The organism is Lichenicola cladoniae (genome assembly GCF_013201075.1).
Taxonomy (GTDB): Bacteria; Pseudomonadota; Alphaproteobacteria; order Acetobacterales; family Acetobacteraceae; genus Lichenicola; species Lichenicola cladoniae.
The window spans coordinates 1,940,787-1,967,642 of the sequence record NZ_CP053708.1 but is presented as its reverse complement, the minus strand read 5'-3'; the positions used below and the strand labels follow the sequence as shown (position 1 = coordinate 1,967,642).

Genomic DNA, 26,856 nt, shown 5'->3' with positions numbered 1-26,856 from the left:
CACACCCCATGAGCGACAATATGAGCAGCGACCCCGCATCCTCTCCGCGAACCACCGATTTCGGGTTCCGCAGCGTCGGCCTCGCCGAGAAGAAGCCGATGGTCCGCGCCGTGTTCGATAGCGTGGCGCCGAGATACGACATCATGAACGACGTGATGTCGCTCGGCATCCATCGCGTCTGGAAGCGAAATTTCATCCAGGCGCTGGGCCCGCGCCCGCATCTGTCGCTGCTCGACCTCGCCGGCGGCACCGGCGACATCAGCTTCGGCTGGCTGCGCGCCGGCGGCGGTCCGGCGATCCTGTCGGACATCAACGCCAGCATGCTCGCCGTCGGACACACCCGCGCGATCGACCGTGCGCTGGTCAACCGGCTGCGGTTCCTGGTCGCCGACGCCGAGCACCTGCCCCTGCCCGACCGCAGCGTCGAACGCGTTTCGATCGCCTTCGGGCTGCGCAACTGCACCGACAAGGCGGCGGTACTGTCGGAGGCAAGGCGGGTGCTGAAGCCGGGCGGCCGCTTCCTGTGCCTGGAGTTCTCGCGCGTGCAGGTCGCCGCGCTGGCGCCGATCTACGATGCCTGGTCGTTCGGGGTGCTGCCGCGCCTGGGCCAGGCGATCGCCGGCGACTCCGCCAGCTACCAGTACCTGGCCGAGAGCATCCGGCAGTTCCCGGACCAGGAAACCCTGGCCCAGATGATGCGCGATGCCGGTTTGCGCCGCGTGGCCGTGCGGAACCTGTCGGGAGGCATTGCCGCCATCCACTCCGGCTGGCGGCTTTGACGCGAACGGACCTCGCCACGCTGCACGGCAAGCGGGTCCTGCTGATCGTCAGTGGCGGCATCGCTGCCTACAAGTCGCTGGAGCTGATCCGGCTGCTGACCCAGGCCGGTTGCGGCGTCCGCTGCGTCCTGACCGAAGGCGGCGCGCAGTTCGTGACGCCGCTCAGCCTGCAGGCGCTCAGCGGCGAGCCGGTCCATACCACCCTGTGGTCGCTCACCGACGAGAGCGAGATGGGCCATATCGCCTTGTCGCGGTCCGCCGACCTCGTCGTGGTCTGTCCGGCATCGGCCGATATTCTCGCGCGGATGGCACAGGGGCTGGCCTCCGACATCGCCACCACGCTGCTGCTGGCCACCGACACGCCGGTGCTGGTGGCGCCCGCGATGAACGTGCGGATGTGGCAGCATGCGGCGACGCGCGCCAACATGGCGACGCTGCGCGATCGCGGCATCCACGTGGTCGGGCCGGATGACGGGATCATGGCCTGCAACGAGTTCGGCCCCGGCCGGCTCGCCGAGCCTCCGGTGATCCTCGCGACGATCGCTTCCCTGCTGGCGCGCGAACCGGTTCCCCAGGATCTTGCAGGCCGGCACGCGCTGGTCACGGCCGGCCCCACGCACGAACCGATCGACCCGGTGCGCTACATCGCCAACCGCAGTTCGGGCCGCCAGGGCTACGCGATCGCGGCCGCCCTCTCCGCGCGGGGTGCCGGGGTGACGCTGGTGAGCGGTCCGGTCTCGCTGCCGGCGCCGCCGGGCGTGGCGCTCGTGCCGGTCGAGACCGCTTCCGACATGCTGGCCGCCTGCGAGGCCGCCCTGCCCGCCGATATCGCGGTGCTGGCCGCCGCCGTCGGTGACTGGCGCGTCACCCACCCGGGTACGGCCAAGCTCAAGAAGCGGCCCGGCCAGCCGGCCGCGCCTCTCTCCCTCACCGTCAATCCCGACATCCTGGCCAGCCTGTCCGCGCCGGGCCCGAGGCGGCCCGCCCTGGTCATCGGGTTCGCCGCCGAGACCGAGGACCTGCTCGCCAATGCCGCCGACAAGCGCCGGCGCAAGGGCTGCGACTGGATCGTCGCCAACGACGTGTCGCTTCCGGGCGACGGGTCGCCCGGGGTGATGGGCGGCGATCGCAACCAGGTGCATCTGGTCACCGCGGACGGCACGGAAGCCTGGCCCAGCCTGGACAAGCGGGAGGTCGCCGACCGGTTGGCAGCCCGCATTGCAGCCCATCTCGCCCCCCACAGTCTGATCCGGAACAGTCCATGACCGCACCCGTCCGCTCCGTCCAGGTCCGGCGCCTGCCTCATTCGGAAGGCCTGCCACTGCCGGCCTACGCGACCGCGGGTGCCGCAGGCATGGACCTGCTTGCCGCGGTGGCGGAGGCGATCACGCTTGCGCCCGGGGCACGGGTGCTGGTGCCCACCGGTCTCGCCATCGCGCTGCCACCCGGCCACGAGCTGCAGATCCGGCCGAGGTCGGGGCTTGCGCTGAAGCATGGCATCCTGCTGCCGAATGCCCCCGGCACGATCGACGAGGATTATCGCGGCGAGCTGCAGGTCATCGTCATGAACGGCGGCACCGAGCCGTTCCTGATCGAGCGCGGCATGCGGATCGCCCAGGCGGTGCTGGCGCCGGTGCTGCGGGCCGAATGGAACGAGGTCGCGACGCTGGACGATACCGATCGCGGCGCCGGCGGCTTCGGCAGCACCGGGCACAAGGCGGCCCCTGCGTCGGCATCGTGAAGTGTCACGGGCCAGCCGTCTGGCGGCGGCTTTCGAGGTGCGCTAAAGGCCCGGGCATGATGGACTGAGGCGGAGCCCCCCGATGTTGCCGATGCGCTTCGCCGCGATGCGGGTTCCCGCCAACGCCTCCATCGAAACCAAGCCCAACCTGTTCGATTTCGTCGCCATCCTGGTGATGCTCGGCCTGGCGACGGCGATCGGCAGCGTGGCCCGCCATACGCTCGGGCCGCTGCCCGCGCCGGACGCCAGCACCATCCACCTGAATGCGGCGTACCTGCCGGGCTACGCGGTTCGCACCACGCTGCGGATGTTCGCCGCCCTGGTCGCATCGCTGCTGTTCACCTTCACCTACCCGGTCTGGGCCGCCAAGAGCCGGCGCGCCGGCGCGCTGCTGGTGCCGATCCTGGACATCCTGCAGTCGGTGCCGATCCTCGGCTTCCTGACCTTTACCTACGTGTTCTTCATGAGCCTGTTTCCGGGCCGGGTGCTCGGCGCGGAGCTCGCCGTCATCTTCACGATCTTCACCAGCCAGGCCTGGAACATGGCGTTCAGCATGTACCAGTCGCTGAAGACCGTTCCCGCCGACCTCGAGGAAGTGTCGCGCGGCTTCGGATTGTCGGCATGGCAGCGCTTCTGGCGGCTCGAAGTGCCCTATGCGATGCCAGGGCTGGTCTGGAACACCATGATGTCGATGTCCGGCGGGTGGTTCTTTATCGTGGCCTCCGAGGCGTTCTCGGTCGGCAACACCAGCGTCGCCCTCCCCGGCATCGGCTCGTTCATCGCCAGCGCGGTCGCGCATCGCAACATCGTCGCGGTGTTCGAGGCGATCTTGACCATGCTCGTGGTGATCCTGCTCTACGACCAGTTGCTGTTCCGGCCACTGGTCGCGTGGTCCGCGCGCTTCCGCCTCGAAACCACCCCCGGCGCCGTGGCCGGCGATCCGTGGGTGCTGCGCCTGCTGCGCCGGACCCGCCTGCTGAACCAGACCAGCCGGCTGTTCAGCGACATGCTGACCTCGGTCGGCGGGCTGCCGCTCGGCCGGCGCCCGTCGGCGATCAAGCGCCGCCTGGTCTCGCGGCGGATCGGGGACAGCCTGTGGTTCAGCCTGCTCGGCTTCGTCGCCGTGGTCGCCGCCTGGCAGGTCGGGATCTATGCCTACGCCAACCTGAGCTGGCCGGAGATCGGCCATGTCATGCTGCTCGGCATCTACACCATGATCCGGGTCGTCACGATGATCCTGCTAGCGACCATCGTTTGGGTTCCGATCGGCGTCTGGCTCGGGCTGCGCCCGGTCTGGGCGGCGCGTGCGCAGCCGGTGGCGCAGTTCATGGCGGCGTTCCCGGCGAACCTGTTCTACCCGATCTTCGTCGTGGCGATCGTCCACTACCATCTCAGCAGCAACATCTGGCTGACCCCGCTGATGATCCTGGGCACCCAGTGGTACATCCTGTTCAACGTGATCGCCGGCACCGCCGCCTTCCCCGGCGACCTGCTCGAAGCGGCCCGCAACTTCCAGATCGGCGGCTGGCGCTGGTGGGTGCGGGTGATGCTGCCCGGCATCTTCCCCTATTACGTCACCGGCGCATTGACTGCCTCGGGCGGCGCCTGGAACGCGGCGATCGCCTCGGAGGTCGCCACCTGGGGCAACACGACGCTGACCGCATCGGGTCTCGGCAGCTACATCTTTCAGGCGACAGCGGCCGGTGCCACTGCCAAGGTCGGGCTCGGCATGGTGGCGATGGCGTTCTTCGTGATCCTGTTCAACCGGCTGGTGTGGCGCCCGATGTATTCGTTCGCCAACCGACGCCTCACCTTCTCCTGAGGATCCGCCGATGGATACGATCGCGCCTGTCACGCCGGTTGCGGCGATGAACGAACAACTGATCAGCGTGCGTCACTGCCGGCAGGCGTACCACAAGGAAAGCAGCGCCGACCTGGTGGTGCTGGAGGATGTCGACCTCACCCTCACCTCGGGCGAGATCGTCGGACTGCTCGGCCGATCCGGGTCGGGCAAGTCGACGCTGCTGCGGATCGTGTCGGGCCTGCTGACCCCCACCTCCGGCGAGGTGCTCTGGCGCGGCCGGCCCTTGCGCGGACCGGCACCCGGCGTCGCCATGGTGTTCCAGAGCTTTGCCTTGTTCCCGTGGCTGACCGTGCAGGCGAACGTCGAGCTCGGTCTCGAGGCCAAGGGCGTGCACCGTGCCGAGCGGGAACGGCTGGCCGAGGAGGCGATCGACCTGATCGGGCTCGGCGGCTACGAGAACGCCTATCCCAAGGAGCTGTCCGGCGGCATGCGCCAGCGCGTCGGCCTGGCCCGCGCACTCGTGGTGCACCCCGACCTGCTGCTGATGGACGAGCCGTTCTCGGCACTCGACGTACTGACCGCCGAGAACCTGCGGACCGACCTGATCGAGCTCTGGTCCGAGAAGAAGCTGCCGGTGAAGGCGATGCTGATCGTCACGCACAATATCGAGGAGAGCGTCCTCATGTGCGACCGCATCCTGGTGTTCTCGTCCAACCCGGGCCGTGTCGCGCACGAGCTGATGGTGCCGTTCCCGCATCCGCGCAACCGCCACGACCCGGCGTTCCGGCAGTTCGTCGATCGCATCTATGGGTTGATGACCCGGCGCGAGACGCCGCCACCGGTGAACCTTGCCGCCGATGCGAAGGCGACCGCGGCGCCGTTCAGCCAGTCCCTGCCCGACCTGCCGATGAACCTGATGGCGGGACTGATGGAGACGCTGGCCGAGCAGCCCTATCGCGGGCGCGCCGACCTGCCGCTGCTGGCCGGCGCGCTGCAACTCGAACTGGACGAGCTTCTGCCGCTCGGCGAGAGCCTGCAGATGCTGAAATTCGCCGAGCTCGAGGAGGGCGACATCCGCATGACCCCGGACGGGTTGCGCTTCGTCCAGGGCGACCTCGACGAGCGCAAGCAGATCCTCGGCACCAGCCTGATGAAGAACCTGCCGGTGGTGACGGCGATCCGCCAGGTGCTGGACGAGCGCTGGAACCACCGGGCCCGCGCAGAGCGGTTCCGCGATGAACTCGAGGACCACATGTCGCCGGATTATGCCCGGCAGACACTGCAGACGGTGATCAGCTGGGGCCGCTATGCCGAGCTGTTCGATTTCGACGAGGAAGCGGACCAGTTCTTCCTGGATGAGGACGACGACTGAGGTCTGCATCGGCGAGCGCGACCGGGTTGGCGGCTTGTCCAGCCGGCCGGTCGATTGACTGCAGGACGTCCGATCCTGGGCGCGCTCCCCGGTCCAGGCCTGCCTGGATCGGTCGGAGGCGGAACGCGCCGGGGTCATTGTAAAGTCCAATGACCCTATTGCCGTGGGGCCCGCTATCCTCAACAAGCGATGCAGGCGAAACCGTCTCGGTTATAAGACGCTAAGGCCCCGGCGTGAGCCGCTTTTTCGGAGGAAAGATCGAATGTCCGACAACCCGCTCGAGAACGACCCCGCACGGGACGCACGGATCAAGGAGCGCGCGTACCACCTCTGGGAAGCCGACGGCAGCCCGCACGGACGCCATGCCGAATACTGGGAACGCGCTAGCGAATTGATCGGCATGGAAGGCAGTGCCGGGTTCGGGCAGTTGCCCAATCCCGCCACGCTGCCGGGTGCCGATCCGAACCGTACCGAGCCGGTCGAGGAGGCGTTCCTGCAGGAAAATCTCGGCGAGTTTCCCGGGCGTTTCGCCGATCAGGGCGAAGCCCAGCCCACGCCGATGTCCCGGCCGGAAGCGCGTGCGAAGCTTGCCGAGGATCACGAGACCGGCGCGGCTGGCCTCGCGGCCGATGCGCCGGCCAATGCTCCTGCGGCCAAGCCGGCGCGGGCCAGCCGGGCGCGCAAGCCGACGGCCAAGAGCTGACCCGGTCCTAGCGCGGGACGACCACGCTTCCGTCGCGCGGCGGCGTCTGGTCGGGGTGGATGACCGGCGTGCTCTGTGCCGGCATCCTCGGCGCCTTCACCTTCATCCCGGGATCGACCGTCGCCCGGGGGACGATGACGCCGGTCGATGGAATCACCCGGTGCCCGGGCTGCTCGGTCTGGGCCGGAGCGGCCCGGACAGACGGCGACGCGGCGATCTGGGCAAGCGCGTGCCCGTTCGCCGCCGGTGCCATCGCCGCCACCAGCAGTGCGAGGCTCGCCAGGCGACGATGGGCCCGCGGGGGGTTGCGATCGAAAACCAAGGTTCTGCTCCTGTCCTGCTAACCCTGGCGAACGGCCGGTCCGCGGACCGGTTCCGCGACCGGCACGAGCTTTAGAACCGGTCGCGGAACCGGTCTGGCAAGCGCCATAACGCGTCGCCGCTGAGGTGCAGATCGATCCGGTAGAGCGCATCGAGGCGGATGGAGGCGCTGTCCAGCACCTGGTCCCGCCAGTATGCCAGCACCGGGTCGTCGGGCAGCAGGGTGATGTCCGTCCGTCCCGGCAGCCCGGCCATGCCGCGCAGCATGCCTTCCCACTGTCCGTCCGGCATTCGCTGGTGGGACCCGGCTTCGGGCGTCACCCAGGCCTGGTTACGGGTGCGATGCAGCCGCGCCAGCCCGGATGCCAGGTCGGCATAGCGCAGGTGGAACAGGAACAGGTCGCTGAATGCGGGGCCTGCATCGATGCAGTGGAAGCCCGGAGCCCATGCGACGCGCCTGCGGATCAGAACCGGCTTGCACATGGCGCTGCTGAACCGGATCCAGTCGCGTTGCAGCGCCAGTCTGCCGGTCCAGTCGAGAGCCGGCTCCAGGTCCGGCACCTGCACCACGTCGAAGCCGAGCGCCGTCACGACGTCGCCTTCGCCGACGCCGGCGGCGTAGGCCAGCAACGACCCGTGCACGGCCGGATCGGGTACAAGCAGTTCGTCGACGTCGGTATAGATCACCGCGTCGTACCAGCTCAGCAACGACGCGCAGAAGTCCGAGACGAAGCCGCATCTGAGCGTGTCGTCCTGCGGTGAGCGCGGGATGCGCACGACGCTGGCGCCCTGCACCGACGGCGGCCGGGTGCTGCCGTCGGTCGATCCGTGATCCAGCACGAAGCAGTTTTCCGGCCCGATCTGGTCGCCATAATGGCGCAGCCAGACCGGCAGGAAGGTCTCCTCATTGAAGACCATGGTTACGGCGGCGAGCGGCGCTTTCATCGAAACGATGGTATAGTGAAACGAACGCGGCAGGTAATCGCCTGCCGGTCCAGGCGGTCCGGCAGACACTTGAACCGTTCGCCCCTGTCCTCCATACGATCGCTGCATGGCAACCATGCATGGGCACGCACCGTATCCGCAGACAGGCGTGCCTGGAGCACACCCGGCATGAGCATTACGACCGGTTCCCGCGCCACCGGGCCTCGGGCCGGACGCTTCCGGCTCCGCAAGTCGCTGGCACAGATCGAGGCCGAAACCGACTCGCACGGGCTGAAGCGGAGCCTCGGCCCCCTCAACCTCACCATGCTGGGCATCGGCTCGACGATCGGTGCGGGTATCTACGTCATGACCGGGACTGCGGCGGCCAACTATGCCGGCCCTGCCATCCTGCTCTCGTTCCTGGTCGCCGGCCTCGCCTGCGTCTTTACCGCCCTCTCCTATGGCGAGCTGGCCTCGACCATGCCGGTGAGCGGCTCCGCCTACACCTATGCCTATGCTTCCATGGGCGAGTTGGCCGCCTGGGTAGTCGGCTGGCTGCTGCTGCTGGAATACGGGATATCCTGCGCGGGTGTGGCTGCGGGTTTCTCGGGCTACGCGACCAGCCTGCTGCACGATTTCGGCGTCAACCTGCCTGCATGGTGCTCGACCTCCTTCATCCAGACGATCCCGGCTGCGAACGGCACCATGACGCTCGACATCGGCCACGGGCTCAACCTGGTCGGCGCGTTCGCCTCGGTCATCGTCACCGTGCTGCTGGTGATCGGCGTTTCCGAATCGGCCACCGTCAACAGCGTCATCGTGGTGCTGAAGGTCAGTGTGCTGCTGGTGTTCGTGGCCCTCGGCATCAAGGCGATCCACCCTGCCAACTGGATGCCGTTCATTCCAGCCAACGAGGGCGGCTTCCGCTACGGCGTCCCCGGCATTTTCCGGGCCGCTTCGGTCATCTTCTTTGCCTATGTCGGCTTCGAGGCGGTGTCCTGCGCCAGCGCCGAGGCGAAGAACCCCAGGCGCGACGTGCCGATCGGGATCATCAGCTCGCTGGCGGTCTGCACGGTCGTCTATATCTGCGTCGCCGCGGTGATGACCGGGGTCGTTCCGTACAAGCAGCTCGGCGTCGCCGATCCGCTGGCGATCGCGGTGGATGCGATGGGCCAGCCCTGGCTCGCCTTGTTCGTCAAGATCGGTGCGGTGACCGGACTCTGCTCGGTGATGCTGGTGCTCCAGTACGGCCAGAGCCGGATCTTCTTCACCATCGCCCGCGACGGCCTGCTGCCGCGGATCTTCTGCGTGCTGCACCCGCGTTTCCGGACCCCCTGGCTCGGAACCATCCTGCTCGGCATCGGCGTCGCGACCGCGACCGCGACGCTGCCGATCGACATCATCAGCGACCTGGTCAGCCTCGGCACCACGGTCGCGTTCGGCATCGTCTGCTTCACGGTGATCTGGCAGCGCAACGCGATCCCAGACCTGAAGCCGCCCTTCCCGGTGCCGCTCGGTGCCATCCGCATACGCGGCCTGTGGATCGGCATCGTGCCGTCGCTCGGCATCCTGTTCAGCTTCGTCATGGCGGGACCGCTGCTGATCGACATGACGCGGGCGCTCCTGAACCACAATCCGGTGCCGGCGTTACTGCTGTTGTCCTACATCGCGCTGGGCGCGATCTGCTACGCCGGCTATGGCTACCGTCACTCCCGGCTAGCCAAGGAGACCGCGGCGGCCCGCAGCCTCGAAAGTTAGTCATCCATGTTGCTCAAGCGCGTGTATCTGATTGCCGCCCTGATGCTGGGCGGCTTCATCGTCGCGTCGGTCAGCGTGTGGTCGCTGGCGTTCAACATGAACTCCGCGAACGTTTCGGCCTGGACTTCGCCCTGGATCATGGCGCGCCTGCCGATCCTGATCGGCGTGCTGATGATCGTCGGTGGCTTCCGCCTCCTGTCCCATACGCGCGTCGCCCGGCCGATGGACGATATCGACGACGAGGATCGCACGATCTGACCCGGGGGGTCCCGGCCAAGGCCATGTCCCTAGGGCGCTGACATCGCGTCCAGTATGGCGTGGTGAAGTCCGGCGGGTGTCAGGCGTTCCGGTTCGACCGGCTGAGCGATCGGCCCGTCGGGGTTGAAGTCGATCAGGACGAACGGCGTATCCCGCTCGGTATCCGGCTCGACAACGCCGGGGATGGACGGACGGTGGTCGCCGAAAAACACCAGGGTCGCGCGTCGTCCATCCGCATCGAGCACGTCGATCAGCCTGTCCAGCAGCGCATCGCCGGAGGCCAGATGGTCCAGGTAGGCATCGAGCGCGGTGCCGCCCGCAGCAAGCCGGCCGGGCTTCCACGGTCCGTGATTCTCGATGGTGACCGCGTAGATCAGGGTCGGCGTCACACTGGTTGCGATCAGCGCCTCCACGCGATCACCGAGCGCGGCGTCGCTCACATGCGGCCCCCGATCGAGCACGCCCTGGAAGGCGGCATGGCCGAACAGGCCGGTGAAGCCGATGGCGGGCATGAGGGCGTCGCGGCCGTAGAAGCTCAGATCATGCGGATGCACGAACAGGGCGTCCCCGATCCGGTTGCGGAGCCGCATCGGCAGGGCAGCCGAACGATCCCGAGCCGCGGTCAGGAACGGGTCGAAGCGGCGGAAACCGATTCTGTCTTCCTCTCGGCCGAACAGCACGCCGTATTCGGTGCGCATCGTGTAGGCACCGAAGCCGCTGACCGCGAGCTTGCCCCAGCGGCTGGCGCGGGCGCGGGCGCGGGCAAGGCCCGGCAGCTCCGGGATCCGGGTGGCGATCGCCTCCCCCAGCGTTGCGGGATCGGCGAAGGACTCGCATTGCACCACGACGAGGAGCTCGACCGGGCGGACGCCACCGTCTGCGGCGAGACCTGGCAAGGGAGCCGGGTCCGGTTCCTTCCGCCATCGGAGCCAGTAGAGCGAAAGCGTGGCGATCAGGCCATGCCGGGCAACGTCCGCATCCATCGCCGGGTGCACCATGAGATCGCGCCAGGGCCGGAGGTCTTTCAGCCGGAACAGCAGCGCCCAGCATGACAGGGCGAGCCCGAGACCGATGCCGCGCGACACCAGGTCGCCCGTCCAGTTGGCGATCAACAGCCAGGCCATCACGGCAAGGACGACAATGAGTGCCACCCGGGCAAGCGTGGGGATGGCTCCGAGATAAAAGCCCGGATGACGCACCATCTCTCCGACGATGGCGAAATCGGTGAAGATCAGGGGCTCGCCGAGGACGCGGCGCTTGACGTTCGACCCGACGGCGAAACCAGTCACCAGGATGATCGTAACGGCAACGGCCGTCAGCGGCCGGCCGGTAAGACACAGCATCAAACCGGCGAACGATACCACCGGGCACAGGCGGAACGGCAGCGCGATCAGGCTGCGCGGCGACCAGGCCATACGGTTGATGCGGCGGGGGAGCGCGATCGGATCGAGCAGCTCGACGGCCAATACCAGCATGGCGATCTCGATAGCCCAAATGGTCGCGTCCCTGCTCAAGTTCTGCGTACCGAGCAGGGAGACAGACGGAAACCGTCTTGATTTAAAAACGCGACGTTTTGCAAGTTTCGGTACTCGGTCTGGCTGTGATGATGCAGGTGATCAGAAAAGCCCTGGGTCGGCAGGAACTCTTACATGCGTGTGGTGCTCTGGCTTCGAGAAGTGTCTATCGGAGATTGAACGCTGCTGACGCTTCCTGACCGTGCTCCTTTTCTGTTGCTGACCCCTCCGTTTCAACGACGCGTTCCTTTAATTGGACAGGTATCCTGTCCGTGGGTTGATATCGTAGCCAAGCCGGTCGGTTCGGACGGAATTGCTGGTCATCCGGTCGTCACTGCGATGCATCGCGCAGGAGTTGGCGGCCAATTCTGGAATTCGAGACCGCCTGCATTACGAGCGGGATTCGAGGTCACCCTGGTCTGTATTCCAAGCGATCTACACGTGGCCACCAGGCTCTGGCGAGATGCCGTCCAGACGCAGGAGGCGGCTCGCCTGGTGTTGGTGCTGCCGCGCCGACGCCATGCAGATGCCCGACTTCGTCCGCTCCTGGACGAGGCGAGGCATAGCGGTGCCCAGCTCGTGGCTGCCGATGTCGATCCGCATGCGTTGCTGGATCGGGCGGCGGCGGTTCAGGTCGGCGCCGTCGATACGCTCTCGGCGCTTGCCCTGCTCCGCGAGTTGCCGGTGTCGCGGCTTCATGCGTCGGGACATCGGATACGGGAGGATCCGGCGCGCGCGTTGGCGCTGCTCCTGTCGGCGACACGCTATACCGACCCATTCTCCGGCGCCCCGATGACGGCCGAGGCTGCGATCGCGCTGCTTGCCGAGTGGCGCCGCATCATGATGGCGAACCGCGATATCGCGGCGTGCGTCGGCATGTCGCTCTGGAAACGCCGGCGCATCGCCCAGCTGTTTGCACGCGCCGACGCAACCGGCAGTCCCCCGTTCCACAGGCGGGCAAAGTCCGCGGTGCGAGCGGCGCAGAGTCGGGATGGCCAGGCAACCGGTAGTATCGCCGTGTGGTCCACCCGCGTTCCGGACGGCCTCGTGGCGGAGGCCGCATCGGCTGGCGTTCCAGTGGCACGCGTAGAGGATGGCTTCATTCGGTCTCTTGGGCTCGGAAGCGATCTGCTGCCGCCGGCCTCGGTCATCGTCGACCGCACCGGCGTCTATTTCGATCCGTCAGGTCCCAGCGACCTGGAGACGATTCTTGCAACCCACAGCTTCGACGATGCGATCCGGGACCGCGCCCGCAGGCTCATCGAGCAGCTTGTCGCTGCGAACATCTCGAAATACGCGGCCGGCGGGAGCGCTCCCGCCCTGGGCGCGCCCCCCGGCCGGCCGATCGTGCTGGTGCCGGGCCAGGTTGCGGACGACCTCTCGGTCAGGCTCGGAGGCGGCGCGATCCGGGACAATCTGGCGCTGTTGCAACAGGTCCGTGCAACGGTACCCGACGCGTTCATCGTGTATCGCCCTCACCCGGATGTCGTGGCCGGACACCGTCCCGGCGCCCTGGCCGACGCCACGGTCCTGCATTTTGCCGACCACATCAGCCGCGGCGGCGCGATCGCGCCGCTCATCGGGTCGGTCGACGAAGTGCACACGCTGACCTCCCTGGCCGGCTTCGAGGCGCTGCTGCGCGGACGGCTGGTGGTGACCTACGGACAGCCCTTCTATGCGGGCTGGGGCCTGACCGAGGATCGCGCGCCGATCCCGCGCAGGGGCCGCCTGCTGGCGATCGAGGAGCTGGTCGCGGCGACGCTGATCCTCTATCCGCGCTACATCGACCTGCGGACAAGGCTTCCCTGCGGACCGGAAGTGCTGATCGACAGCCTCGCCAATTCCGCACTTTGGCGACCGACCGCCCTGATGCGCCTGCGCCGGTTGCAGGGCCGGATGCGCCGCCACCTGCGAACCGTTCATGTCCGGCCTTCAGGCAGCGCGATCGACGGTGCGGCCGATGCCTGAGATCCCTACCCTCGATATCGCGCCACCGGCAGGGCCGGCCAGGACCATCCTGCTGCTGCAAGGGCTGATGGGCCCGTTCTTCCAGCGCATCGGACAGGCACTGCGCCACGAGGGCTACCGCGTGTTCAAGGTCAACTTCAATGGGGGTGACCGGCTGTACTGGCGCCTCCCGGGTGGCATCGACTTCACCGGAAAGATGGCCGACTGGCCGGCCACGCTGCAGACCATCCTGGTCGAGCGCGGCGTCACGGACGTGCTGCTGTTCGGCGACTGCCGGCCGCTGCACCGGGCCGCGATCGCCGTCTGTGCCCGCCTGCACATTCCCGTGCACGTGTTCGAAGAGGGCTATCTGCGGCCGGACTGGGTCACGCTCGAACTCGGCGGCGTCAACGGTCATTCGAGCCTGCCGCGCGACCCGGACTATTACCGCGACCAGGCCGCCCGGCTTTCCCCCGCCCCGCCCCATCATGTGGTGCCGTCATCGTTCCGAACGCGGGCGTTGCAAGGTGTCGCCTACAACACCGCGGATCTCCTCACCCGCTGGCGTTTTCCGCATTGGGACAATTACCGTCCATGGCATCCGCTGACGGAGGGCGTTGGCTGGTTGCGCAAGCTGTCCCGTCGGACTGCGGCATCGGTGCGTACGGAACAGACGCTGTCGCTGCTGATGAACAGCGGCACTCCCTACATGCTGTTTCCGCTTCAGCTCGACGCCGATGCGCAGGTTCGGCTGCACTCCTCGTTCAGCAGCATGGCGGATGCGATCCGCCACGTGATCGCCTCGTTCGCCGGCAATGCGCCGGGCGAGGTGAGCCTGATCATCAAGGAACACCCGCTCGATAACGGCGTGCGTGACTGGCGCAGCGAGGTTGCCATGCAGGCGGCGGCGCACGGGGTCGGCGAGCGGGTGCATTACCTGGAGCGTGGCGATATCGCGCTGCTGGTCGAGGCGGCCGAAGGGCTCGTCACCATCAACAGCACCACCGGTACGCTCGCACTTGCCTGCGGCGTTCCGGTGATCACCCTGGGACAGGCGGTGTATGATATTCGCGACATCACCTTCCAGGGCACGCTCGATGCGTTCTGGAGCAATCCCGGGCGGCCGGACGAACCGACGTTCGACGCATATCGACGCGTCCTGATCGAGCGCTGCCTGATTGCCGGCGGGTTTTTCTCGGAGCCCGCAATCGACAAGCTGGTGGCCGGTGCGATTGCACGGCTGAAGGCGCATAGCCCGATCCATTTCGCGGAGGGCTCGCGCGCGGCGCAGGCCAACAGGCAGGCCCTGCTGGTCGAGCGTAGCCGGGACCGCCGTCCCTCACCCGGGCTTGTCAGGTCCCACGGCCCGACGGCATGAATGTGTTGGGCCGTGCGCAGATCGCGCCATTCGTGACACTCGACTTGTCCCGGCTGCTGTCACGCGCCGGCGCGGATGTGCCGACCGGTATCGACCGGGTCGAGTTGGCCTATGCCGTGTATCTGCTGTCGCATGCGCCGGAGCGCGTCGAGTTCGTGGCGCTGCATCCGCTGGGCCGCTTCGGCAGCCTGCCGTTCGATGCGACGGCTCGCTTCGTCGAGGCGCTCGCGGCGCGATGGGATGCGGGAGTCGTCGATGACACCACCGCAGTGCGGCTCGGCCGTCGTCTGCTGCACGGGCTGATGCTGCCGCGGAGCGACCGCAACCCGCACCGCCCGGCGTCCGGCGATCTGCGGCGGCGTGTGTATCTGCTGTTGTCGCATCATCACCTGACCCGTCCGGCGGTGGTGGCGCAGGCGATCGCGAAGCGCGGTGCCGCCTTCGTGCCGATGGTGCACGACCTGATCCCGCTGGAGTTTCCCGAGTATTCCCGGGAGCGCGAGCCGGCCCGGCATGCGTCCCGGATCGACACGGTGGTCCGGCAGGCGGATGCGGTTCTGGTGCCGTCGGAAGCGGTGCGTGGCTCGTTGCTGCCGTATCTCGAGCGAGCCGGTCGTCCGCACGTGCCGGTGTGGGTTATCCCGCATGGCGTGCATCTGCGTGCGCTGCCGAACGCTCGCATCGGACCGGACGCCGCGACCGGACCGGTGCCGCATCCGTATTTCATCTGCCTCGGAACGATCGAGGCCCGCAAGAACCACCTGCTCCTGCTCAATCTGTGGCGTCGGCTGGTGGAGGAGCATGGCGAGCAGGCGCCGCATCTGGTCCTGATCGGCAAGCGGGGCTGGGAAAACGAGCAGGTGCTCGACATGATCGAGCGCTGCCCGGCACTCAAGGGCGTGGTGAAGGAACACAACGCCCTCCCAGACGAGGAGGTGGTGCGTCTTCTGAAAGGCGCCCGGGCCCTGCTGTTCCCGTCTTTTGCCGAGGGCTATGGATTACCGCTGGCGGAGGCGCTTTCGCTGGGGGTGCCGGCGATATGCTCCGACATCCCGGTGTTTCGAGAAGTAGGCGGCGGACGGCCTTACATGCTCGACCCGCTCGACACGATGGCCTGGAAACGCAAGGTCGAGGCTTTTACCGGTAACGATACGGATCGTGAGGCGCAACGCGCGTCGCTGCGAGATCTGCCGGTTCCCGGCTGGGATGACAGTGTCCGGTCGGCCATGCAATTGATCGATGGTTACGCGAGCAATGCGACGGTCGCCGTGTCGGCGGGATCAGGTGATTGACGATCGATCCTGAGATGGGACGATTGACAGCTCTCCAAGGCGGTTCTTCGCCTGGATCGGCTCTGCCATCCGGGACCTGGCCTTTCGCTCGAGGCCAACGGGCGAGACTGGGCGAGACAAGGTGTGTTTGTCTTTAGCCGCGCCAAGGCATAGAAGTTTCGACTTTGTTATAACGTTTTCTGCCAGGTGACAGGATTCATCGGTTGCTTTTGAACCGGGAATGGCTCCGTGGATTCGTTACGGCTCCGGCCCATCAGCTCGGTCAAACCATTCTAAAACGCAGCTTTTGATAGGCATACAAGGCGTGTTACTGCATTTAGCTGAAGCCTATATTGCCCAGAGCGGCGGGCGATGCCAAGAATTTACTTCTGGACAGGCTTTGGACGGCTCTTCGATCACGCATGGAGATTGTATGTGATGGATCGCGGCCGCGGAAAGCCGGCTCCCAGCGGATTAAGTCTGCCTGGAATTGGAAGTATTTGGCAGCCTGTGGCTCGGAGTTTAGTAGCATCGATGTCTTACCGGGCTTTATCTTTCAAGTCGGGACTATCATGACCTAACCTGACAGTCTCGAACAAAACAAGAGAGTCATCGAAATCCGGAATAGTGCTTCAAATTTCGGGAACAGTTTAAAACGTGGACTATGAAGAATCAGTTAGGTTTACAGAAAGAGTCGTCATACACATCAGAGTGCGAGTTTAACCTGTCAGAAGGAAAGCTCCGCTGGGAGTAGAACAAATGGTAAAGACGTTAGCCGTTTTGCAGTCGCAGACAATGGACAGCTCACAAACAGTGGACCTTGCCTCAGCCAGTTTGGCATCGATGGTGCTGGTGACCCGGGATTCGGGAACCCCTGCGGGTGACCCGGTGGTCGTTACCCTCGGTGGGCTTCTGGTCAGTGTTCAATCGGCGTTTACCGTGCAGAACGGTGCGACCCTAAACCTGGTGAGCCCGATCTCTGCCGAGGCTTTGTCATCGCTAACGATCGGTCCTTCGGGGACGTTCAACCTTTCCTCCGATCTACCGATCAACATAACAGCGCCGGTCACGTTCAGTGGCCCAAACGGCACATTAGGATTCAGCCAACTCGGGTCAATCGTTACCGGTGCCGTCACTGGCTTCAGCGGTAGCGACACGATCGACTTCCGTAGTGTTGGTGCAGCTACGTCGGTGACCTATATCGATGGCGTCCTTCGGGTCATGAATGGCGCGACGATGGTGGCATCGCAGGCAGTATCGGGCTCATTTGGCGCCGGCACGCTGAAAGTGGCGGCCGACGGTTTCGGCGGGTTTGCAGTTGGCGACAATCTTGGCGCGGTGAGCCGGCGGTTAAGCGGATCAAGCAGCAATTACCGTATTGCAGCGAGCGGAACCACGACGAACGTCGTGAAGGATACCATTTCCGGGCGCGACGGAACGAATACTGTTCAGAATGGCCAGGCGATCGGCTTCACAGACGGCGTTTCCATTGTCGATCCGTCCGGGAATTCTGAGACGCTGGCGCATCTCTACCAGGCTGTCCTCGGCCGCGCGCCCGACCTCGGGGGACTTAAGCAGATGAGCAATCTGGTCAACACTGGAACGGTACCGCTTGCCTCCGCCGGGAACATGTTCATCAATTCGGCCGAGTTCACCGCGGCACACGGAACGCTGACCAACACGCAGTTCGTCGGCATTCTGGCACAGAACACCGGCAACACCGCAGCGACCGCACTGGACAATGGCGCGATTTCGGCCCTGGATTCGGGGGCAAGCCGGGGCACCATCGCGATGCAGTTCGCTGAAAGTGCCAACAACGTCATCAGCACGCTCGGCTACAGCGGAGATGCCACCTACGGGGAGGTCTATCGTCTGTATGAGACTACGCTTGGTCGCGCGCCAGATGTGGGCGGAGCGTCGCAATTCATCACCGAAGCGCAGTCGGGGACTTCGTTGCAGACTATGGCAAGCGAGTTCATCAACTCAGCCGAGTTCAAGAGTGATTTTGGACAGTTGAGTAATGCGGCTTTTGTAACGGGTCTCTACCAGCATGGACTTGGCAGGACTCCGGATAGTGCCGGGCTGCAGAGCTGGGTCAACACGCTGAACGCCGGAACCGACCGTTCTGTTGTGGCACTCGGCATCTCGGATAGCATGGAAAGCAAGCTACGCACATCGGTTGCGACCCACGATGCATCGGTGTTCATTGCGAAGTAGCTGAAAGATCGACGGGGACCTGTTCGCGATCAACGGTGCACGAACAGGTCCTTTTTTATCTTGTCTAAACCTAGGCGAGGTAGACACCACCGCGGCAACGGCCATTCGTTCAGAGCGCCGATGCGCTTTCTGCTAGCCTGGGCAGCGTGGGCGCACCCCTGCGCTCCCGGTGACGGCAAGACCCACCTCGACCATCACGGCGATCATTTCTCGCAGGGTGGTGGTGCCTGCCAGCCGAACTTTTCCTTGGCCTTAGAGGCATCGCCCAGCAGCACGTCCACTTCCGCCGGCCGGATCGAGGTGGTGCGGCCGGTGGCGACCACGTAGTCGTCGGCGACGTCCTGCTGCAGCATCAGCCACATGGCTTCCAAGGTGTCGCGCGCATGGCGCCAGTCGCGGATGGCATCGAGGTTGCCGAGCGGCAACTGCGTGGCCAGCCCGAGCTTGATGCGTGCCACGCCGTCGGTGACCTTGCGGGTCACGAACTCGATGCCGCGCAGCGGGCTCTCATGGTTGAACAGGATGCCCGACGAGGCGTGCAGGCCGGAGCTCTCGCGGTAGTTCACAATCATCCCGTGCGCGTGGAGCTTGGCGACGGCATAGGGCGAGCGCGGATAGAACGGCGTGCGCTCGCTCTGCACCTTTTCCTGGATCAGGCCATACATCTCCGACGAGGAGGCCTGGTAGAAGCGGGCCTGGGGCCGGGCGATCCGCACGGCTTCGAGCAGGTTGGCAGCGCCGATGCCGGTCGCCAGGCCGGTCAGCAGCGGCTGCTGCCAGGAGGCGGCGACGAACCTCCGAGCGGCCGGGTTGTAGACTTCGTCTGGCTCGACCAAGTTGACGATGCGTATCAGGCTGGACAGGTCGGCACGCGGAGCCAATCAAGGAAGCACATCGAGATCATGCTCATGCTGAGGACGCTCCGGTATATGGGTTTATGTTTGTGCTTCATCCCTAGCATAGCGACCGGACGTACAGATGGACCTAAGTCTGACCATAGTGAAGCCCATGTAGCCGACATTGTACCGGTGTCGCGATTTGGTATCTATCCGGAGGATTACCGAATGACGTCAGATGGGACAGATGATGCACCCAGCGTAAATCGGGCTATCGCTGCCGCTTGCGCCACACAGCAGGCAGTCCATTTGTCTTCGCGTATCTATCGACTTGATTCACAGATCCTCCTGGCCGATTGCCATGTCAATGTCACTGGAGCCGGGTGGCAGGAGCCGGCTGGAGGGAAGATCGCCTCCGGTACCGTGTTACATGTGACATTCCTGAACAAACCTGTGATCCAGATCATCGGTAATTCCTCGAGTGGTTCTATTTGGAGTGACATCGCGGCTTACGAGGATCAACCGGTCACCGCGAGTGACTGGAAGCCGCGTGAATATGGCTACCTCTTCGACGTGGAGCGCATTGGAGGCGGCATCACTATCCAGCGTATCATGTGCATGAACTGCACACTGGGCATTAGGATTCATACTGCTGGTCGGACGATAGTACGCGATTTCTTCGGCCAGTTCTTCGACAACGAAATCTACGCAGACAAGAACTTTGATGGATCGGTAATTGACAATGCCAGAAACTGGCCTTGGTGGTCCCAATCCCCCCAAATCCTATCTTATCAGATCTCTCATCTCGACACGTTCATACTTGGCCGTGAAGATGATTTGCAGGCGGCTAACCTTTTCACCTATGCAGCCCGCAGCGGGCTCAAGCTGATCACGACTCCCGGCGAAGGACCATGTATCAACAACTCATGTAAGGTCCCCGGCGGGTCCGCGACGATGATCCACATCGGTCTTGCGAAGTTCGAAGCATGCAAGTGGGGAATATGGTCAGTCACCAGCCCATCGTATTTTGATGAAGGGTCCATACGACTGGATTTTTTCTCATACCAAGGACAAGATCCTTCGGTCACAACCCCGGCTCAGATCCCAGCCGCATCTGCAATCAAAGAAGATGGATGGCAGACCCAAATCAGCGCAGGGCTGCTTAAAGCCGACTTTATCGACAAGTATTTAATTGATGACACGGACGGCACCGCCGCAACCAATTTCGTTTTTGATGCAGCGTTCGTAAATTTTTCTCATGGGCAAGCTCGCGTATATTACTTGAATGCCCCGAGATATCCGTCGACGGTTGCGATTGGAATAGTTCCGCAGGTCTATGCGCCATCTCCAGTCAAAAGCGCGCCGCAGCCACCCGAAAGCCGAGGGATCGTTTCCTGGCCGTCGCTGACACCGAGGTGACGTTCTCGTGCATCAAATCGTGACTGGTGTACGCACGATAGATGGGAGAGGTGGGACTTGTTTAAAGCTGCTGCGAACGACTGCCGTTGAAGGGCAATTCCTCGATCCACCGATCGCTTATTTGTGCTATTCGCTCTAAGTTCCACCTTTTTCAAGGTCGGTGCGCTCACGATTACGCGAGGAACCACAAATCTTGAACGGCGCGGTTGCTCCGTGTTATACTGTCAACATGGATGGATTTGATCTTCCGGGCGTTGCTGCTGGTGCTTTACTCCAGCGGCAGCAAGATCGTCACGGCTTTTCGTCAGGCTCTAGCCGCGCGCGGAGAGTATCGTTTCTGGTGTTCGTCGTTCTTCCGACTCTCGTTGCTGCCGTCTATTTCGGGCTTTTCGCAGCCCCACAGTATGTGTCGCAGGCGCAATTCGTTGTCCGGGGGCAGGGAAACCAGTCTCCTGGCATGCTGTCTAGTCTCCTGACGGTCGGCGGTGGGAGTTCTGCGAGCGAGGATACGTACGCGGTCCAGAATTTCATAATGTCTCGCGACGCGGCGCAAGAGATGCTGCAACAACAAGATCTTCGGGCAGTTTTCGATCGTCCCGAAGCTGATCCGCTCAGCCGCTTTCCTGGAGTTTTCCGGTCTCAAACTTTCGAAAGCTTCTTCCGCTTCTATCAGAAGCACATCATTGCGGAGCTCGATAGCACCACGTCTATTTCGACTTTAACGGTTCGGACATTTCGTGCGCAGGACTCTCAGCGTGTGGCGGTTGCGGAATTGAAAGCCGCCGAGCAGTTGATCAATCGAATGAATGACCGGCAACGTGAGAACACAATCAGTGCCTCAGTGCGCGAAGTTTCCCTTGCCGAGAGTCACTTGAGGTCAATTTCTGCGCAAATGGCAGAGTATAGAAATCGCGAAGCGCTGCTGGATCCCTTAAAGCAGTCGGAGCCGATGTTAAAGGCGATCACCGACTTGCAGGCGATGGTTACCTCGACGCAGGTCCAGTTAGCGCAGTTGGAAGTGTCGACGCCCAACAGCCCGATGATTGCAGTCTACAAGCGTCGGATGTCGGCGCTTCTGGCGCAGATAGCGAACGCCAGCGGTGGGATTACCGGTTCTGATACATCGCTGGTTCCGAAGATCACGGCGTATGAGGACCTGACGGTTCAGCGCGAACTTGCTGAGAAAGAACTGCTGGTCGCTGCGACGGCCATGCAGACCGCCAAGACGCAAGCTGACCGCCAACTCATGTATCTCGACGAGATTTCACAGCCAAACCGGCCAGACTACGCGTCTTATCCACGGAGCACGGTGTCGGTCCTCGTTGTGTTCGCAAGCTTCCTGGGCTTGTATCTCATGGGCCGCTTGCTGATAAATGGCGCACGTGAGCATCAGTTGGTTTAGCAGGCGATGCCAGTCGTATCTCTTCTCACCCTAATACGAGTTCAGCTGCGTGTTATTGGCGCGCTCATCATTCGGGAGTTGCATACGCGCTACGGCCGCGAAAACATCGGATTTCTCTGGGTAGTTGGCGAGCCTATCCTTTTCTGCGCTGGGGTAGCCATACTATGGACTGCGATACGGCCGGCACATGAGCATGGCTTACCGATGACGGCGATTGTCGTCACCGGGTATGTACCGCTCACGATGTGGCGACATTGTATTATGCGTGCAGTCAAAGCATTCGAGTCCAATGGAAGCCTTCTATTTCATCGACAGGTCACGCCGTTGGATATAATTCTGGCGCGTGTATTACTGGAGGTGGCAGGGACCCTGATTGCTGGAGTACTTGTGGCGGCAGGCGCGATGGTGCTTGGCTTCATGGCACCGCCAGAAGATTATGGCCTGCTGTATTTTGGTCTGGTATTTCAGATGTTTTTCTCCCTTGGCAGCGCGTTATTGATCGCTGCCCTGAGTGAGTTGTCTGAACTGGTAGAGAAGTCAGTAGGGGTGTTGTCTTACCTGGCGTTGCCTTTCACAGGCGCCTTTACCATGGTCGATTGGCTTCCGCCGCACTTTCGCTGGATCCTCCTATGGTCGCCGAGTGTCAATAACATCGAAATGATACGCGGTGGCTGGTTCGGCTATGGCGTCCATGCTCACTTCGACGTTGTGTATGACGCGTGGATCACACTTTTGATGATCCTGATTGGCCTGTCTTTGACCCTGAGGGTCCGCAAATACATAGCGATCCAATGATACGTTGTATCGATATCGTAAAGGATTACCACGTTGCCAAAGGCAGACGTCGGGTCCTTGATCGGGTCAATTTTCAATTAGAGCGAGGTCAGAAACTTGGTGTGTTAGGGCAGAACGGCGCTGGGAAGTCGACGCTTATCAAGATCATCGGGGGCGTAGAGCTTCCGACAAGCGGTTCTGTCGAACGGACGATGAGCGTGTCCTGGCCCCTCGCCTTCGGCGGTGCCTTTCAAGGGAGCTTGAGCGGACTAGATAATCTTCGCTTCATCTGTCGTATCTACAATCTTGACTACATGGACACCCGTGCCTTCGTAGATGACTTCGCCCAGCTTGGAACACAACTCGGCGAGCCTGTTAAAACATACTCTTCGGGCATGCGGGCACGCCTGGCGTTTGCGCTTTCGATCGTCATCGAGTTCGAATGCTACCTCATCGATGAAGTGATCATGGTTGGTGATGCCCGTTTTTTGAGACGCTGCCAGGACGAGCTTTTCGGCCGACGTGTCGATCGCGCGTTGATCATTGTTTCACATGACATGGGCTTTATCCGTGAGCACTGCGATACAGGAGCAGTCATACACAAAACTAAGTTTCACATGTGTTCGACGGTCCGCGAGGCGGTGAATATTTACGAAGCGATATAGAAATCTGCCGATCCAACATTTTCACATCATCATGTCTTGTTGAGAACGGTTGTTGCGCCAAACCTGTACCCCGTCGGCGGCGAGCTGCAGCTTGCCGGTGGCGTCCTGGTTGAATCGGCAGGCGCTGTCATGTTCCAGAGTCCAATTGTTGGCGCCGAAGAATTCCATCAGTCGACCTTCGATAACACGACCATGCGTACCAACTACAATCCGACTAACCTGCTGGGATAGTAGATCGCCAGACGCTAGAAGTACGTCTGCTTCCGCACCCTGTATATCGCAATGTAATAGATCAACCTTTGGAAGCTTCGCCAACAATGTTGCAATCGAGATACTTTCCACCTCCTCAAACTGCTCCAAGCTCTGGCCCTGCTCGAAATTTGCTTCGGCGCCCCAGTTCGAACTTGGATGAACAAGTTTCGGAAATCGTGCAATACCGTCATGGACCCCAGCGACGGCGTTGAAGAGCAGGTGAGACGCAGGATCGAGACCGTTGTCACGGAAGTGTTGCAGCATAAAATCGTAGTGGCTGGACGCGCCCTCTACACCGGCAAGACGGATATCCTGAATGCCGCGCCGCTGTGCGGCCCTGGCACCGGCCACCAGCCAGGGTCCCCATCCCGCTCCTAGCTCTACAGCCACGAAACGAGACCCGGCTTCGAGGACCGAGCGAAGCGTGCCTTCCCACTCCGCCGGTTCATGCAATCCGAATCTTTCCGTCCCAGGTGGTCCTTCGACTAAACCGGACGCGCCTGCATACACTGCAGGAAGGTAAGAGCAACGAGTTCGAGTTCCGATGAAATCGTAGAAAGAACCATCCAGGCCCGGACCATTATAGGGTGGAAAATCGTCCAGCAAAGCCTGATCAATCTTGCTCCTCCTCCGTCTTACGACTTTGTTCTCAAACTCCTGGCTTTGCAAGAAGCGCTGCCTTATCTCGCTGAACGACACCTGGCTGGTGAAGTGCCGTGACAGTTCTTCAAGATCCTCAGGATTTCGACCAAGCAAAAGTCTGTACGACCATAGGACGGTATCGAGTAGTGGCAGGCTTTCGAGACCGTTGGAGATGGCGATATCTTTCAAAGTCCGCGCTCCTAGTTGTTGCATCTAACCTGGCAAATCAGGTGGTAGAACGCGATGATAGCCTCGACGAAGACGTATCTTGTCCATGTTCAATCAGAACTCGTTCCAAAAGCTCAGCGCGCCCCACGAGGTCTTCGGCGTCAACAAAGGCAACCGACACAAGACCGATACAGAACACTCTCGGATAATACATTGCAGCGTCATAACTGCCTCTTGTTTTAAGGCCGATGGATATGTCTCCGGTCTTTTCGACGACGGCTCTCAAACGGATCGATAAGGACTGGCTCGCAGATACAGATAGTTCCTGCGCAGGCTGGAGGGATGTCGAGAACACGACTTTGACCTGATCGGCATTTGCGGCGGTGACAAACTCCAGATGGATGATCGCTGTTCGCCCAGCCGACAGGCCAGTCGCGAACCGGATATTGCCACTGCTTCCCTTCATCCATGCCCCGAAGTTTTCTGGCGGATACCAGTTCCCGCTCAGGATAAGTGCTTGAAGATCGACATGATCCTGAATGGACCTGGTTTTTCCGGTCCGAACCAGGTCGCTAACACGCAGCGGGATTCCGGATCTAAGCCTTGGGCTATGACGCTTTTCAACCCCATCAAGCTTCGAAAGCAAGTCACTGGTTACGGAAAGAAACTGTTTAGCAACATGCTCCCACGAGCGTGGGTGGAACTTCGACTGTATTCGACGTTCCCATTCATCGACTTCATCACGCTTCGTGATCAGTCTCCGAAAGGTCTCTATTCCTTCGCGCAAATTCAGTGGGTCGACATATTCTACCAAGTCCTGCCCAACTTCAGGCATCGAAGACGTGTTCGACGATACACAAAGCTTTCCAAAGCTGAGACTTTCTCCCAAAGGCAGCCCCCAGCCTTCTACAACACTAGGGAAAACCGTGAAACGGCACGCCCGATAAAGCGTCGCAAGTTCGGTATCGGAGAGATCATGAACAACGACGATGCTTCCATCGAGATAATCGGTGTTCTCAAGCTGAGCCATGAAATCGCCGACATGCCAGCCTTTTCGGCCGACAAATACCAGATCCGGAACAGACACACCTTCCTGCTTCAGGAACTTCCAGGCGTCGAAAAGGTATCGGTGATTTTTACGCGGCTCGATGGTGCAGACGCAAAGAACGAAATCACGCTCCTGAAGTCGTTCGGTGGCGTCTGTCCAATCGGCGCCTGCGATATCTCCGTGACCGCTTGAAGCTTGTAGTCCGGTAAGGCTGTGGGCGAGAGGTATGACCCGGACGGGTATTGAAGGAAAATTATGCTCCTGAATAAAGCTTTTTATTTCTCTAGCGGTATATTCCGATATTGCAAGAGCAAAGTCGACAAGCTGCAGTGCTTCACATAAGTCGGCCGTAAACTCGACTGTTAGTTGATGAGCACAGTATTCCGGGAACGTTATTGGGATCAAATCATACAAATAAACACCCAGGGAGGCACCCTGTTCACTCAGGCTGGACAGCAGATGCGTATTACCGGGCATTCCCCAGAATGCCCCGATTATGACAAAACTATCACCCTTACCCGGTTTAACAAGAACCGCATCTTCGAGTATTTCGTCAACGAGTTGGCGTAGCAGAAGAGTGTCGACATCTAGTCCATCTAGATAGTCGACCATGCGGCGCAACCGTGCCCTCGACACTTTCCAGACTTGCGTGTCGTTCGGCTGGTTGAAGACGAACTCAGCTTGTGGTTCGTCTGCTCCTGGCCGTTCCGCCAGGCAATAAGTCAAGATCCCGAGTTGAACACGCTGGATACCGGATGGTGTCTTATGAACTCTCAGGAAGTGGAGCAGGTCGTTGATCTGCAGATAAATGGTGGGTCGGATACTTCCCATTGCCAGGCTGCCAATCAGGCGGTCCGCTCGCGCGGCCTGGCCCAGGCCTACCAGTTCTCTATAGGCATTTGAACTCGGCTGAAGCCGAAGTGCCGTGGTGTATAATTCAGTCGCATCCCTTGTACGACCGATGAGCTTCATCAGATGACCGAGTTGCAAAGGCACATCGGCGTCAGTCGGGCTAAGCGATATCGCAGTGCGATAGGCTTCCTCGGCGCGGGCATAATCGCCGCTTTCCTTACGAGCATGTCCGAGTTGTACCCAGATGGCCGTGTCGTCCGGCACGACCTTCAAATGGTTCTCGTAGAACTGTGCCGCCTGGATCCAGGCTTTGCCGTCCCGGGCGTGGTCTCCCCTGTCGCGTGCCGACAGGGATTCGTGTTCCACTTGTCCTCGATCTGCAAGCATGACGGGATTTGCACCGGAGCCGGACGCTTCCAGATGCACTTCCCTGGCCGGCCGTTGAAGCCATCGTTTCAATCTCGTCTCCTGCGCCACCAAACTTCATCAACTACGACATTACATGGCATGAAGACCCACGTATTCGCCTTAAGAATTCCGCTGTGAAGCCTGATCATTCCGGTCTGGACATTTTCAACGTGATATCAGTGTTCTGATCAAGGCTAAAATTGTGACAGCCAATCGTGATAAGCTGCAAGTTCGGGCTCGAAGGTCTCACTGGCAGGCGCGTGTGAATAGCTGACCGACACCCCACACCCTCATCTCAGCACGGGCCACCTGCATAGGTCCTCTTCGGAGCAGGACTCCCGATAGATTTACAAGGTGGCAACCACGGGGATGCTGGCGAGGTGTCTCAGACAAGGCTTCTTGA

22 protein-coding genes are annotated in these 26,856 nt (G+C 62.3%); 16 read left to right on the top strand and 6 right to left on the bottom strand.

Annotated features, from left to right (window positions below; all coding sequences use genetic code 11):
* Positions 1–8 precede the first annotated feature (8 nt).
* From HN018_RS09085 to HN018_RS09060, 6 genes are all read left to right on the top strand, one after another.
* Positions 9–779, top strand: coding sequence for a class I SAM-dependent methyltransferase (locus tag HN018_RS09085; RefSeq protein ID WP_171835869.1), 771 nt, complete (start codon positions 9–11; stop codon positions 777–779).
* The gene (coaBC, locus tag HN018_RS09080) at positions 776–2,044 is read left to right on the top strand and encodes a bifunctional phosphopantothenoylcysteine decarboxylase/phosphopantothenate--cysteine ligase CoaBC (protein ID WP_239479162.1); all 1,269 of its coding nucleotides are present in this window, start codon (positions 776–778) and stop codon (positions 2,042–2,044) included. The genes HN018_RS09085 and coaBC overlap by 4 nt, the downstream gene beginning before the upstream one ends.
* The gene (gene dut / locus HN018_RS09075) at positions 2,041–2,520 is read left to right on the top strand and encodes a dUTP diphosphatase (protein WP_171835870.1); all 480 of its coding nucleotides are present in this window, start codon (positions 2,041–2,043) and stop codon (positions 2,518–2,520) included. The genes coaBC and dut overlap by 4 nt, the downstream gene beginning before the upstream one ends.
* Positions 2,521–2,611: 91 nt before the next feature.
* Positions 2,612–4,342 (top strand): ABC transporter permease, encoded by a 1,731-nt coding sequence (locus tag HN018_RS09070; protein ID WP_408886791.1) that lies wholly within the window; start codon positions 2,612–2,614, stop codon positions 4,340–4,342.
* Between the two features lie 10 nt (positions 4,343–4,352).
* Positions 4,353–5,696 carry an ABC transporter ATP-binding protein gene (locus HN018_RS09065; protein ID WP_408886771.1) on the top strand — a complete coding sequence of 448 codons (1,344 nt, stop codon included), beginning with the start codon at positions 4,353–4,355 and terminating at the stop codon, positions 5,694–5,696.
* 262 nt (positions 5,697–5,958) lie between these two features.
* Positions 5,959–6,399, top strand: coding sequence for a DUF2934 domain-containing protein (locus HN018_RS09060; protein WP_171835872.1), 441 nt, complete (start codon positions 5,959–5,961; stop codon positions 6,397–6,399).
* A gap of 7 nt (positions 6,400–6,406) precedes the next feature.
* Here the strand turns inward: HN018_RS09060 and HN018_RS09055 are convergent, their stop codons facing one another.
* Positions 6,407–6,721 carry a hypothetical protein gene (locus tag HN018_RS09055; protein ID WP_171835873.1) on the bottom strand — a complete coding sequence of 105 codons (315 nt, stop codon included), beginning with the start codon at positions 6,719–6,721 and terminating at the stop codon, positions 6,407–6,409.
* A 71-nt stretch (positions 6,722–6,792) separates the two neighbouring features.
* Positions 6,793–7,665 (bottom strand): glycosyltransferase family 2 protein, encoded by an 873-nt coding sequence (locus tag HN018_RS09050; RefSeq protein ID WP_171835874.1) that lies wholly within the window; start codon positions 7,663–7,665, stop codon positions 6,793–6,795.
* Positions 7,666–7,833: 168 nt separating this feature from the next.
* Between HN018_RS09050 and HN018_RS09045 the strand changes: the two genes are divergently transcribed.
* Together HN018_RS09045 and HN018_RS09040 are read left to right on the top strand one after the other, a co-directional pair.
* Positions 7,834–9,402, top strand: coding sequence for an amino acid permease (locus HN018_RS09045; RefSeq protein ID WP_171835875.1), 1,569 nt, complete (start codon positions 7,834–7,836; stop codon positions 9,400–9,402).
* 6 nt (positions 9,403–9,408) lie between these two features.
* Positions 9,409–9,660 (top strand): hypothetical protein, encoded by a 252-nt coding sequence (locus HN018_RS09040; protein WP_171835876.1) that lies wholly within the window; start codon positions 9,409–9,411, stop codon positions 9,658–9,660.
* A gap of 29 nt (positions 9,661–9,689) precedes the next feature.
* Here the strand turns inward: HN018_RS09040 and HN018_RS09035 are convergent, their stop codons facing one another.
* The gene (locus HN018_RS09035; RefSeq protein WP_171835877.1) at positions 9,690–11,135 is read right to left on the bottom strand and encodes an LTA synthase family protein; all 1,446 of its coding nucleotides are present in this window, start codon (positions 11,133–11,135) and stop codon (positions 9,690–9,692) included.
* Positions 11,136–11,615: 480 nt separating this feature from the next.
* Between HN018_RS09035 and HN018_RS09030 the strand changes: the two genes are divergently transcribed.
* The 4 genes from HN018_RS09030 to HN018_RS09015 all read left to right on the top strand — a co-directional run bounded on the left by HN018_RS09030 (position 11,616) and on the right by HN018_RS09015 (position 17,987).
* A complete protein-coding gene (locus HN018_RS09030; RefSeq protein ID WP_239479161.1) occupies positions 11,616–13,142 on the top strand; it encodes a capsular polysaccharide export protein, LipB/KpsS family in 1,527 nt (508 codons plus the stop codon).
* A complete protein-coding gene (locus HN018_RS09025; RefSeq protein ID WP_171835879.1) occupies positions 13,135–14,499 on the top strand; it encodes a capsule biosynthesis protein in 1,365 nt (454 codons plus the stop codon). The genes HN018_RS09030 and HN018_RS09025 overlap by 8 nt, the downstream gene beginning before the upstream one ends.
* Entirely contained in the window at positions 14,496–15,791 is a 1,296-nt protein-coding gene (locus HN018_RS09020) for a glycosyltransferase family 4 protein (protein ID WP_171835880.1), read from the top strand. Before HN018_RS09025 ends, HN018_RS09020 begins: the two co-directional genes overlap by 4 nt.
* A gap of 738 nt (positions 15,792–16,529) precedes the next feature.
* Positions 16,530–17,987: a DUF4214 domain-containing protein gene (locus HN018_RS09015; protein ID WP_171835881.1), complete on the top strand. Its 1,458-nt coding sequence runs from the start codon at positions 16,530–16,532 to the stop codon at positions 17,985–17,987.
* Between the two features lie 203 nt (positions 17,988–18,190).
* Here HN018_RS09015 and HN018_RS09010 read toward each other — a convergent pair whose 3' ends face one another.
* Positions 18,191–18,868: a GDP-mannose 4,6-dehydratase gene (locus HN018_RS09010; RefSeq protein ID WP_456307015.1), complete on the bottom strand. Its 678-nt coding sequence runs from the start codon at positions 18,866–18,868 to the stop codon at positions 18,191–18,193.
* Between the two features lie 183 nt (positions 18,869–19,051).
* Here HN018_RS09010 and HN018_RS09005 point away from each other — a divergent pair, with 183 nt between their 5' ends.
* The 4 genes from HN018_RS09005 (at position 19,052) to HN018_RS08990 (ending at position 23,083) form a co-directional block, all read left to right on the top strand.
* Positions 19,052–20,242 carry a hypothetical protein gene (locus HN018_RS09005; RefSeq protein WP_171835882.1) on the top strand — a complete coding sequence of 397 codons (1,191 nt, stop codon included), beginning with the start codon at positions 19,052–19,054 and terminating at the stop codon, positions 20,240–20,242.
* Between the two features lie 193 nt (positions 20,243–20,435).
* Entirely contained in the window at positions 20,436–21,644 is a 1,209-nt protein-coding gene (locus HN018_RS09000) for a capsule biosynthesis protein (RefSeq protein ID WP_239479160.1), read from the top strand.
* Between the two features lie 6 nt (positions 21,645–21,650).
* A complete protein-coding gene (locus tag HN018_RS08995; RefSeq protein WP_171835883.1) occupies positions 21,651–22,439 on the top strand; it encodes an ABC transporter permease in 789 nt (262 codons plus the stop codon).
* Entirely contained in the window at positions 22,436–23,083 is a 648-nt protein-coding gene (locus HN018_RS08990) for an ABC transporter ATP-binding protein (protein ID WP_171835884.1), read from the top strand. The genes HN018_RS08995 and HN018_RS08990 overlap by 4 nt, the downstream gene beginning before the upstream one ends.
* Before the next feature lie 21 nt (positions 23,084–23,104).
* Here HN018_RS08990 and HN018_RS08985 read toward each other — a convergent pair whose 3' ends face one another.
* Together HN018_RS08985 and HN018_RS08980 are read right to left on the bottom strand one after the other, a co-directional pair.
* Positions 23,105–24,166 (bottom strand): FkbM family methyltransferase, encoded by a 1,062-nt coding sequence (locus HN018_RS08985; protein WP_171835885.1) that lies wholly within the window; start codon positions 24,164–24,166, stop codon positions 23,105–23,107.
* A gap of 37 nt (positions 24,167–24,203) precedes the next feature.
* A complete protein-coding gene (locus tag HN018_RS08980) occupies positions 24,204–26,522 on the bottom strand; it encodes a glycosyltransferase (RefSeq protein WP_171835886.1) in 2,319 nt (772 codons plus the stop codon).
* Between the last annotated feature and the right edge of the window lie 334 nt (positions 26,523–26,856).